Genomic DNA, 11,034 nt, shown 5'->3' with positions numbered 1-11,034 from the left:
GACCTATTTCGGAGGCGAAGGCGAAAAACAGCGACCGGGAACGTCCCGACGCATTTCCACCATACGAATGCCGCCCCGCCGATCAACCACGATCCAGCTCTCGGACCTGTGAATGGGGTGCTTTGGAAACCGGTGTTGCAGGGGAGCCACGCTTTGAGCGGCGAAATTCACCAAGCATTAACCCCAACGGCACCGCACAAGAGGTTTTTGTCCTGCGAAAACGGGGAATCGCATCGCCGAGAAGCGGATTCAGGCCGAATCTCTTCGCAGCCTGATTCCCGAGCGACGCGGGCTCAGTATTCCCACTCGGCGCCGATTCCGACGGCGGCGCTGCCGTCCGCTCCGGTCTCGGCCTGGAGCTTCAGGCGCTTGGTCACGTCGATGCCGACCGAGACGCCACTATCCTCCGGCTTGGAGCCGACCTTCACGCCGACCGAGATGTTGTCGCTGATATAGCGCGAGGCTCCAACCGTCGGGCCGCCCGCGCCCATCTGGATGTCGAGATTGTCGACGCCCAGCGATTTGCGCAGCCGCTCGAAGGTGTCGTCGCCGCCGCCGCCGGCAAACTGCGCCGCCGCCTGCGCAAGCTGCAGCGCCTGGAACGGCGAGAGCGAGCCCGAGGCGCGGGCAAAGAGCAATCGCGACAGCACCTCGTCCGGCGGCAATTCGGGTTGCGAGGTGAAGGTGAAGACCGGCTGATCGGCCGGGCCGCTGATGACGATCCTGGCGGTCACGTCACCAGCGCTGGTCTGGGCGATGAAATCGAGATCGGGAATCAGGCCGCCGGCGAAGGTCAGCCGGCCGCGGCTGAAATCGAGCCGCTGGGTCAGGACGCTGAGCCGGCCGCGACGCAATTCGAAGCCGCCATCCAACGCGGGCGCCGAGGAGGTGCCGCCGACGCGAATCTCGCCGCCGAGCTCGGCATCGATGCCGCGGCCGCGGATGAAGACCTTGCTGGGAGCGGAGACTGTCAGGGCGAGCGTCGCATCGAAGGCCGGCGTAGCTCGTCCGCCACGCCCCTTAGCCCGCTGCGCCTTGCGAGCGGCAGCGAGGCGGGCGGCGGCCGCGCCCTTCGCATTCACATGCTTGATACCGTCCACCGGGCGAAGCGTCGTTGGCAAGCGGTCCGGCACTGAAACTTCGAGCGAGGCGATGTCGATCCGGCCGCTGAGGCGCGGGCGCTGCGCCAAGGGGCCGGCGACTTCGAGGTCGAGCCCCGCCACCGCCGTCACCAGACCGCTTGAGACGAGCTGGGCGCGGTCGCCGCGGATGCGGATGTTGCCGGGGAAACCCGCGGCCGGGTCGACCTTGACCTGGCCACTTGCGGAAATGGTGCCGCCGTTCGGCGTCTGCGCGGAGGCGCGCTCGATCGTCAGGTTGTCGCCATTGGCGGCGATCCGCGCCTCGATGGCATTGAGGCGTATGCCTTGCAGGGCGTCGGTGAAGCTGCCGCCCGAGAGCGTCGCGTTGCCGCCGAGATGCGGGGCGGAAGCGGTTCCACCGGCTCGCATGTCGAGGGCGACGACGCCTGTGACGCGCTGCCCGCTCGCTCCCAGGATCGTGTTGGCGAGTGCTGCATCGACTCGTCCTTGTGCGGAAAGGTCCAGCGGCCCGGTGGCGTTGAGCGGTGCGGTGCCGCGCAACGTAAGGCTGGCCCCCTTGCCGGCGTTGACCGTCGCGGCGATGCCGGCGGCATTGCCCTTGAATGCGCCCTCACCCTGAATCTCGACCGGCGGCAGGCCTGCCTGGCGGGTTTCCGGCGTGACGAGCTGCGCGATCCTGAGTTTCCACGGCCCCGAAAGATCGCCGGGCCTGCCCTTGACCTGCGCCTCGGCATTCAGCGTGCCGCCGAGCTTCAGGCTGGGCACGGCGATGCTTGCCGCGGAGAGCGGCACGTCGCGGGCGGCAAAGCGCAGGTCGAGCGTCTCGCCGGCGCGGCCGTGGAGCGTCACCCGCCCCTTGTCGATCAGCAGCGCGAGATTGGCGATTTCGACGCCGGAAGCGGGGAAGCTGAATGCGGCGGGATTGGCGAGCGTGATCGCGCGGCCATCGCGGCGCGCGTCGAAGGAGGCGAGTTCCAGCTTCAAGGGCTCGCCGGGGACGAGCCGGCCGGCGCCCTTCAGGGCGAAGCCTCGGGCATTGGCGCTCAGCGTGAAGGCGCTGGCATCGGGAGCGCCCTTCGAATCGAAGCGGATGCCGCTGATCGCCTCGCCGGCCGCGACGGCGCGATCGATGGCGATCGCGGCATCGAGCATCGGGCGGCCATAGATGTCCTTCGCGTTCGCGCGAGCGTCGAGCTTGTCGATCATCAGCGAGGGGCCGACCAGTCGCGAGCCACGGGCGGTCAGGTCGATATCCTGCCGATCTTCCGGCGCTGCCAGCACGATATCGGCATCGAGCTGGCCGCCGAGCTTGGTCAGCGCCAGCGCCGAGAGGTCGTCGAGATTGCGGGCGGCGAGCGTCAGGCGCCCGGCGGCGCGGCTCGCCGGATCAAGCGTCAGGCCACCATTCAGGCGGACGGAGCCGAGGGCGAAATCCAGTGTCGAGAGGTTCCAGCTGTCGTCGGGCTGGCGCGCGAGCCGCAGCGAGCCTGTGGCCGGCTTGGAATCGACCTCGCCGGCGAGGGTGACGCTGGCGTCGAGCGCGCCTTGCAGGTCCTTGGCAACGGCATCGATGGTCAAGCGCGGGATCGGCCGGGCGAGCGCAGTGGCATTGGCGACGGCGATACGAGCCGTGGCGTCGAGCCTGTTCTGCGGCCCGGTGATCTGGGCTGTCACGTCGCCACGGCCGGAAAGACGCGGATCGGCGCGCTTGAGATCGGGCAGGTTCAGCGCGAGCTTCAGGTCGGATTGCTGCTGGCCGATCGAGCCGTCGGCGGTGAAGGCTGCATGCTGGCCTGCGACGCGCAGGCCGGTCACGGTGTAGTCGCCGGCGAGCGCGTTGACGCGGCCGGCAAGCGTCAGGTTGCCGGCGAGCAGGCGGTCGAGCGCAGCTTCACCGGTGGCGAGGCGCTCGGCCTTGCCGGCGAGCGTCGCCGTGTAGTTGTTGAGGCGCGGCGTCGCGTCGAGATCGGCGGTGATATCCGCCCTGCCCCCGAGCGGACGCCCGGCCAAGCCGCTCAGACGGGCGAGATCGGGCAGCGCCGCCTTGAGCTGGCCGAGCATGCGCGCCTGGCCAAGCTTGCCCCTGTAGTCCAGCTCGACGCCGGACATCGCGAGCTTCAACATCTCGAAATCAGCCGTGGCATCGTCATTGCCGGTGCCGCGCAAGGTGAAGGTGACCTTGTCGCCGACGGCGCGCATCAGCGCCTTGTCGGCCAGCACGATCCCGCTCGCCTCGCCATCGGAGGTCAAGGCGATGCGGGTGCCGGGCTCGCCGATCGTGCCGGTCGGCGCGGCGTTGAAGGTGAGCGCGACCTTGCCGAACTGTCCGGCCGGCAGCTTGGCGTCGCTTGCGTCGAGCTTGGCGACGACGGTCGGCCCGGCCACCGGGCCGCGGATCGTCGCGTCGAAGGCGAGCTTGCCGATCTCTGTGCCGGAAGCGACGGTGCGGCCATCGGCATTCGGGCGGGCCGCCGCCGTGACGCGCAGGTCGACCGTCTTGTCGGGATTGTAGCGGCCGAGCACATCGAGGCGCGCCAGGGCCGAGACCAGCGCGAGGTTGCGGATCTCGATACCGCTGTCGTCGCGAAAGCCGACCGCGCCGTCGAGCCTGGTCGAGCCGGCGAAGACCGGCGCCACGGGCGCCGGCATCAGGCCTTCGATACGGGCGTCTAGCGCAAGCGCGAGCGAGCGCTCGACACCGGCGCGGGTCAGCGTGGCCGAACCATTGGCGCCGATCGTGGGCCCTGCCGTGAATGTGAGGCTGGAGCGGAAGGAATCGAGCGGACCGTCGCCCGTGAGGTCGAGTTTGACCGGCGGTTCGCCCGGCAGGCCCGCGACCTTCGAGATCAGTCCGCCCGCCGGCTCGTCGAGCTTCGCGGCGAGCTGCAGGCGCGTGCTTTCCGGCACGAAGGACAGGGTGACGTCGAAGAGCCCGCCCATGTCGAGCCGCTTCGCTTCGAACTTGAGGTCGAGCCCTTCATTGGGCGGCCCCAGGCGCGCCGCACCATTGGCGCTGAGGCGGGCGGCAACGCCGAACACCGGCTCGCCAAGCGCGAGTTCGTTGAGCTGGAGCGCGCGGATGATGACCTTGAGCGGCAGCTCGGGCAGGATCGGCTCGTTGCTCGGCGGTGCCGTGCCGGCCGGCTGCCGCACGGGCTTGCGCAGGATCTCGAGCTTGCCGATCTCCAGCCGGTCGACATCGAGCCGGCGCAGCAGAAGCGCGCTGCGGGTCCAGATCAGGCGGACGCGATCGAGCCTCAGCCACGCGCCGTCGCGATCCGAGAGCACGATGTCGCGGATCTCAACATCGGAGGAGAGCGCGCCGTTGACCGCGCCGATCGAGACCTGGCTGGTATCGCTCGACAGAGCCTTGGAGATGAGGTCGGCGACGACGCCGCGATCGGTCTGGGCGTTCTGGGCGAAGCCGCCGAAATGGGCCGAGAAGAGGAAGCCCGCCGTCAGCAGCAGAGCCAAGAGCGCGAGACGGGGAATGGTGAGGAGCCGGCGCATCAGAAGGCCTGCCCGATGCTGACATAGAGCGCGACCGGCTTGTCGCCCTTGCGCGGATTGAGCGGCGCGGCGATGTCGACGCGGATCGGCCCGATGCCGGTATAGTAGCGGAAACCAAGGCCGGCGGCCATCTGCAGCTTCTGCTTGCCGTCCGGCAGGCTCGATTCGAAGGCGGTGCCGGCATCGAAGAAGGGCACGATGCCGATCGTGTCGGTGATCTTGATGCGGGCCTCGACCGAGGCCTCCAGCAGGCTGCGCCCGCCGATGATCTGCCCGTAAGGCCCGAGCGGTGACAGGCTGCGATAGGCATAGCCGCGCACCGAGCCGCCGCCGCCCGCATAGAAGCGCCGCGTCGCCGGGATGTCGGCAAGGCTGGCGCCGGCGACCGAGCCGAAGCCGACGCGGCCGGCGAGGATGTAACGGTTGTCCTCGTCCAGCGCGTAATAGGCGGAGACGGCCGCCTTGGTCTGGTAGATTCCGACCGTCGAGCCGAGGAAGGTCGGATAGGGCGTGAAGGAGGCCGTCGCCCGGAAGCCGCGCGTCGGATCGAGCAGGTTGTCGGTGGAATCGTATTTCACCGAGAGCGGGATGCCTACCAAGGTGTAGTCCACCTGCCCGAGTACGTCGCTGGTCTGGCCGCGCTCGACCTCGATGCCCGCCTGGACCGAGAAGGTGTCGCTGAAGCGATGGCGGATCGCGGTGGTGACATTGCCGTAGCGGGCCGTGTAGCCGCCATAGCGGTTGAGGCCGACGCGCTCGCGCGTCGCGACGCCATCGATGAGCAGGTCGTTGCGGCTGCCGTTCAGCGCCGGCTTCATGAAGCTGAAGGCGAAGCGGCCGCCGAGATCTGATTCCTTGAAGTCGCCGAAGCGCTGGATCTTGGTGCCGTCGATGCGCGGGGCGAAGAAGACGCTGGCCTCCAGCCGCAGACGCTCGGCCCCGCCGAACAGGTTGCGGTGCTCCCAATAGGTCTTCACCGCCGGGCCATCGATGGTGGAATAGCGCGCGGAGAAGCCGAGCAGGCGCTTGGGCCGCTCCGTCACCTCGACGAAGATCGGTAGGTTGCCGGCGCCGTCGAGCTTGTCGCCCTCGCGGATGCGGACGGAGCCGACGGCGGGGATCGTCGCGATCGAGCGGCGGGTATCGGCGAGCGCCTTCGGCGAATAGGGATCGCCGGGCTCCAGATAGATGAAGGAGCGTACGACCGCGGGCGGAATCTCGTCGGTCTGGCCCACCGTGATGTCGCCGAAGCCGGCAAGCGGGCCGGGCGCGATGACATAGGTCACGTCCATGATGCCGGCGGCGTGGTCGACGACCGGACGGAGTTCGACGACCTTGGCCAGCGGACGCGACTGCGCCCGCATATAATCGACCAACGATGCCTGGGCGGCCTTCAAGGCAGCCGAAGTCGCCGGATCGCCTGCCTTCAACCGGGAGACCTTGACCGGATCGGCGATCGCCGGCGGACCGGCTTCGTCGCGTTCGACGACATCGATCCTGCGCAGGCCGAAGACCTTGCCGGGCCGGGCCCTGACCGTGATCGGCACGGCGTCGCGGTTGCGATGGGCTTCGAGCGTCCTGACCAGCGCCGCGTCGGGCTCGGCCCCGATCTTGAGCGGGACACCGTCCGCAATCAACGTCACATCGGCGTTGAAATAGCCCTGCGACCAGAGCGCATCGAGCATGGGGTTCAGGTCTGTCGCCATCCGCCGCGACAGGGATTCGCCATCGGGCGGAGCATCCTGGCGCAGACGATAGAGCAGCGAGGTATCCTGCAGCGAGCGCGTCAACGCCTTGGCGTCGTCGGCCTCGCCGAGATCGAATTCGAGCTTGTACGGCAAGGCGGACGGGCTCGGAGCCGGCGGCTCGTCCTTCTTGGTGAAAAGGCCGAACACGTCCAGCGACGAGAGATCAAAAGCCCGGGCCGGTTCCGCCTGCAGGCTCAGCAGTGTGGCAAAAGCACAGCCGCCGCTCAGCGCGACCGCATGCCCTGCCCTACGCCAAAACCGCATCCGCCCTCCAAGCAACCCCCACACTCAAAACAGTGCCCATTCCCGCCGCCATCATAGGGAGCAGGCGGGCATGTGCAATGCTCAAGGACTCGACCGATCCCTCTAACGAAGCGTTAAGGTCACCGTGGCGAGCGGCGAAAGCCGCGTCACGATCTCGCCCTTTCCGGGCGAGAGCACGCCGCCGCACAGGCTGCCGGTGGTCACGATCTGCCCGGCCTTCAGGCTGCCGAGATCATCGCTCTGGCGGTTGGCCCAGGCGAGGAAGGGCGTCATCGGGTCGCCGTTTCCGTGCACGGCCGGCTGGTCGTAGATCGTCACGCCGTTGAGCGAGATGAAGCAGCCTAGGCCAGTGAGATCGTCCAACGTCGCGATGTCGAGCTCGGGGCCGATCACGTAGCCGCCATGGCCCATCGCATCGGCGAGCCAGAGCGGGAACGCGACATTGCCGGCCCAGTTGGCAAGGCGGCTCTCGACGATCTCGATTCCGAGATAGGCTTTGTCGCAGGAAGCGAGCAGTTCTGCGCGCGAATAGGCTTGAGCCGGGCGGAACGGCACGTCGCGGGCGAGCCGGAGCGCGAGCTCGATCTCAATGCGCAATTCCGCGCCGATCGCGCCCTCATAGACATCGCCGGGAGCCAGCCAGGCGCCGGGCATCAGGCCGGCGACCGCCTGGCCGTCCTCGGCGATGCCGACCTTCCAGCCGGCCTCGGGGAGGCCCAGCGCCTTGCCGACCGCCGCCTGCGCAACGAGTCCCTCGGACAGGGTCGCCGGCACCGGCAGGCTCGCAATCTCGGCCAGCGAACGCTCGCGGCGGGCCTTCACCAGCGCATCGCGCAGGGTCTCGACGGTGGTCGGCATGGAACTTCCTCTGCATCCGGACGGCAAGCGTACCCCCGCCCTGCTATCGCAGCGGGCAAGACGCGGCAAGGCGAGCCGATGCAGCAGGGTCCGGCGCCGGCACCATGGAACCTCGCGGTGGCTTTGCGGTTCCCGGAGGATGGCACAGATCACTCATCGCACCCGGCGAACGCTGTTGCAGGGGTTCGCCGGCCTCGCCCTGCTTGGCTCCACCGCCGCGGCGCAATCATCCGTTCCGACCCAGGATTTCGTGCGCCAGACCGCCATCGCCCAGATGTTCGGCATGGAGTCCGCGACCTTGGCGCTGCACAAGAGCAATTCGCCCGCGATCAAGGATTTCGCGCATGATCTCGCCAGCCAGCAAGGAGCCGTGACCAGCGGCCTGCGCCGCATCGTCGCGAAGCGCTCCGATATCGCCCTGCCCGACCGTCCGGACGGGCGCCATCTCGACCTGCTGCGCGATCTCACCGACAAGCAGGGCACCGCCTTCGACAAGGCCTATGTCGAAGCCCAGCGCAGCACGCATCATGATGTCGCCGTGCTGATGGAGCGCTACGCCAAGGAAGGCGACGATCCCGAACTGAAGAGCTTCGCGGCGCAGTCGCTGCCGGTGTTTCGCGAGCTTGACCGAAAGGCGCAGGGATTGCCGGTCACGCCGTAGGTTCTGCGGCGACTTGCCTGCGAGGGCTTCGCGCGACCTTTGTCATTCCGGGGCGCGCCGCAGGCGTGAAGCCCCAATGACAAAGGTGGAGCATCCTCAGGCCTTCGTCTGCCCTTCTGCCTCGCGCTTGTAGACGGCGAGGAAGGCCTTGCCCATCAGCGAGCTCTCGCTGTCGATCAGCTTCCGCAACGTTGCCGCGCGGATGGCTTGGAGCTGTGGATCGTCCGGCACGGCCGATGCCGCAAGCTCCGCCAGCGCCACGGCGAGCCGGTTCTGCCCTTGCCCTGCCAGCGCCTCGGCACGTTCCGCAAGCTTGCGGGCGCCACCGGCGAGCTCCGCCAGTTCAGCGGCCAGTTCGGCCGTGCGGGCTGGCTTGAGATGGGCCGCATTGCCGTCGAACCAGCCGGCATAGAAATGATAGATGCTGCGGACGAGGAATTCGGGATCGTCGTATTTGGGGAGCAGATAGGGCTTGGCGAGGTAGCTGGCGGGCACCTTGACCTTGTTCAGGACATCTTCGAGCCCCGCGCCCTCATTCATCAGCGCCAGCGTCTCGCGAACGAGATGCTCGAGCGCCTCGGCGCCGTCGCCGAGCATCCGCGCCACCCGATCCGCTCCGAAGACGACGGGACCATGGCCGGGTATCAGGATATCGGGCTTCAGCGCCTCCATCCGCCGCAGTGCCTGCGCCCATTCCGCCGCGTAGCGCTGGACCTTGCGGGGGTTGCCCGCATTGGGGAAGACCCAGATTACGAAATCGCCGCTCGCCAGCACGCGCCGCTCCGGCAACCAGATGAAGGTCGCGTCATCGGTCTCGCCGCGGCCGTGGAAGAGTTCGAGCCGCTCCCCGCCGATCGTGAGCGACAAGGTGTCGTCATAGACCTCGTCAGGACGGCGCTGGCCGATCGGGTAGACATAGCCAGGCATGTTGAACTGCTGGCTCTGCACGAGGCTGTTGAAGCCGTGCGAGTCGACATAGCGCTGCATACGCCGGGCGACATTGCGATGGGCGACGATGCGCGGGCGCGGCCATCCGCGCGCCTCCGCCTCCTCGTCGATCACCTTGATGCCACTGGTGTGGTCGATATGGCCATGGGTGAAGATCACCGTATGGATCGGACCGCCATCCCAGGAGCGAATGACGTCGAGCGTCTGCCGGGCCGTGTCAGGCTTGGCGGTATCGATCAGCACAAGCCCTTCCGTCGTGCGGATCGCCGTGACGCTGCCGCAGAAATAGGTGGTGTGGACGGTGATGATGTTGTCGCCCACCTGCGTGATCGCACCATGCGAGACCGCAGCGGTCCATTCCTCCATCGCGGCGGAGCCATCCCAGAGGCGCTCGAACAGCGGGTCCTGTTTCATGCGGGCTTCTCCTGCAAAGCCCTTCCTGTGTAGCACCATCGACCGCGGGCAACAGGCCGGCGCGTCCGTATGCTGACAGGTGGCGTCAGCGGCTCTCCCCGTGCCATCCCCGGCAAAGCGAAAACCTCAACCCCGCCAAACCCCTTCGCCTCTGGACATCGCGCCCCAAAGCCCTGCAAGAAGCGGGCGGACGCCGCGGCTATCCAAGATCGCGCGTGAGATTTTGAGAAACGTTCGGGAGGAACAGGATATGAAATCGCTTTGGGTCATGGCCGCCGCGCTCAGCGCCGCGCTCAGCCTGCCGGCGCAGGCGCAGGACAAGGTCAAGCTGATCGACGTCATCGAGCTGTCGGGCGCGGGCGCCGCCGCCGGCACCAACTGGAAGAACGGCGCCGACATGGCCGCCGCCGACATCAACGCCAAAGGCGGCATCCTCGGCAAGCAGGTCGAAATCGTCCATTACGACACGCAGACCAATCCGGGGAACACCCGCGCCGCCGTGCAGCGCGCCATCGACGAGAACGCCTATGCCATCCTCGGCCCGATCTTCTCGGGCCCGATCGGCGCCTCCATGCAGATCTCGCAGCGCGCCGAGATCGCCCAGATCGTCGGCGGCGAGGCGGCCGGCTTCACCCGCCAGGGCAATCCCTACATCTTCCGCACCTCGATCAGCCAGGCGGCGGCGATGCCGAAGATCGCCAAATACCTGAAGGACACCGTCAAGGCCGGCTCGATCGCCGTGGTCTGGGTCAATAACGACTTCGGCAAGGGCGGGCGCGACACCATCCTGCCCGAACTGGAGAAGGCCGGCATCAAGGTTACTGCCGACGTCTCCACCGAGCAGGGCCAGGCCGATTTCACCGCCGACGCGATCAAGGTGAAGAACGCCAATGCCGATGCCGTCTTCGTCTATCTGAACGAGGAGGAGAGCGCCCGCTTCCTGCGCGCCGCCAAGCAGCAGGGCATCACCAAGCCGATGATCGGCGAGACCACCCTACTCGGCGCCAAGGTGCTGGAACTGGCGGGCGACGCCGCCAACGGCGTGAAGGGCCATGTCGGCCTCTCGACCGACGCGCCGGTCCCGGCCCTGCAGGATTTCGGCAAGCGCTATCGCGAGAAATACGGCTTCTCCTCCGATCATAACGGCGTGAAGGGCTACATGGCCGTGTTCATGGTGAAATGGGCGACCGAGAAGCAGAAGAAATTCGACAAGAAGGGCGTCGCCGACACGCTGCGCGGCGCGACCATCAAGGCGAGCGAGGAGCCGGGCATCCTGATGGATACGGTGATCGAGCAGAACGGCGACCTCGACCGCGAAAGCTTCCTCGCCGAGGTCGTCAACGGCAAGCAGGTGATCAACACCACCCTGCCCCGGATCAAGCCGTAAGCAGCCAGCATACCCTCGACGTCACCCCGGACGGAGCGAAGCGAAGATCCGGGATCCATGCCTGAGCCTTCATCGGAAAGGTTCCGGAATGGATCCCGGGTCTCCTACGGTCGCCCGGGATGACATGAGTCTGGGCACAAA

Annotated in this window: 6 protein-coding genes; 2 read left to right on the top strand and 4 right to left on the bottom strand. The window is 67.6% G+C overall.

Annotation, left to right across the window (positions count from 1 at the left end):
- Positions 1-293 precede the first annotated feature (293 nt).
- The 3 genes from Q0Q36_RS05735 to Q0Q36_RS05725 all read right to left on the bottom strand — a co-directional run bounded on the left by Q0Q36_RS05735 (position 294) and on the right by Q0Q36_RS05725 (position 7,483).
- The gene (locus tag Q0Q36_RS05735; protein ID WP_293796288.1) at positions 294-4,613 is read right to left on the bottom strand and encodes a translocation/assembly module TamB domain-containing protein; all 4,320 of its coding nucleotides are present in this window, start codon (positions 4,611-4,613) and stop codon (positions 294-296) included.
- Positions 4,613-6,625 (bottom strand): autotransporter assembly complex family protein, encoded by a 2,013-nt coding sequence (locus Q0Q36_RS05730; protein ID WP_293796287.1) that lies wholly within the window; start codon positions 6,623-6,625, stop codon positions 4,613-4,615. The genes Q0Q36_RS05735 and Q0Q36_RS05730 overlap by 1 nt, the downstream gene beginning before the upstream one ends.
- A gap of 102 nt (positions 6,626-6,727) precedes the next feature.
- Positions 6,728-7,483 (bottom strand): hypothetical protein, encoded by a 756-nt coding sequence (locus Q0Q36_RS05725; RefSeq protein WP_293796285.1) that lies wholly within the window; start codon positions 7,481-7,483, stop codon positions 6,728-6,730.
- Between the two features lie 139 nt (positions 7,484-7,622).
- Between Q0Q36_RS05725 and Q0Q36_RS05720 the strand changes: the two genes are divergently transcribed.
- The gene (locus Q0Q36_RS05720; RefSeq protein ID WP_293796282.1) at positions 7,623-8,144 is read left to right on the top strand and encodes a DUF4142 domain-containing protein; all 522 of its coding nucleotides are present in this window, start codon (positions 7,623-7,625) and stop codon (positions 8,142-8,144) included.
- Between the two features lie 96 nt (positions 8,145-8,240).
- Here Q0Q36_RS05720 and Q0Q36_RS05715 read toward each other — a convergent pair whose 3' ends face one another.
- Positions 8,241-9,506: an alkyl sulfatase dimerization domain-containing protein gene (locus tag Q0Q36_RS05715; protein ID WP_293796280.1), complete on the bottom strand. Its 1,266-nt coding sequence runs from the start codon at positions 9,504-9,506 to the stop codon at positions 8,241-8,243.
- 250 nt (positions 9,507-9,756) lie between these two features.
- On the opposite strand from Q0Q36_RS05715, the gene Q0Q36_RS05710 reads away from it, so the two are divergent.
- A complete protein-coding gene (locus Q0Q36_RS05710) occupies positions 9,757-10,893 on the top strand; it encodes an ABC transporter substrate-binding protein (RefSeq protein WP_293796278.1) in 1,137 nt (378 codons plus the stop codon).
- The last annotated feature ends 141 nt before the right edge of the window (positions 10,894-11,034 follow it).

Origin of the sequence: uncultured Allobosea sp. (assembly GCF_945957345.1) — a bacterium.
GTDB lineage: Bacteria > Pseudomonadota > Alphaproteobacteria > Rhizobiales > Beijerinckiaceae > Allobosea.
Note: the sequence above shows the minus strand (reverse complement) of the source record. Positions and strands in the feature narration are given on the sequence as shown.

What these genes read in the sequence shown, in the direction of transcription:
- Q0Q36_RS05725 (WP_293796285.1), bottom strand. Translation starts at nt 7,483, where the DNA reads ATGCCGACCACCGTCGAGACCCTGCGCGATGCGCTGGTGAAGGCCCGC.
- Q0Q36_RS05730 (WP_293796287.1), bottom strand. Translation starts at nt 6,625, where the DNA reads ATGCGGTTTTGGCGTAGGGCAGGGCATGCGGTCGCGCTGAGCGGCGGC.
- Q0Q36_RS05715 (WP_293796280.1), bottom strand. Translation starts at nt 9,506, where the DNA reads ATGAAACAGGACCCGCTGTTCGAGCGCCTCTGGGATGGCTCCGCCGCG.
- Q0Q36_RS05710 (WP_293796278.1), top strand. Translation starts at nt 9,757, where the DNA reads ATGAAATCGCTTTGGGTCATGGCCGCCGCGCTCAGCGCCGCGCTCAGC.
- Q0Q36_RS05720 (WP_293796282.1), top strand. Translation starts at nt 7,623, where the DNA reads ATGGCACAGATCACTCATCGCACCCGGCGAACGCTGTTGCAGGGGTTC.
- Q0Q36_RS05735 (WP_293796288.1), bottom strand. Translation starts at nt 4,613, where the DNA reads ATGCGCCGGCTCCTCACCATTCCCCGTCTCGCGCTCTTGGCTCTGCTG.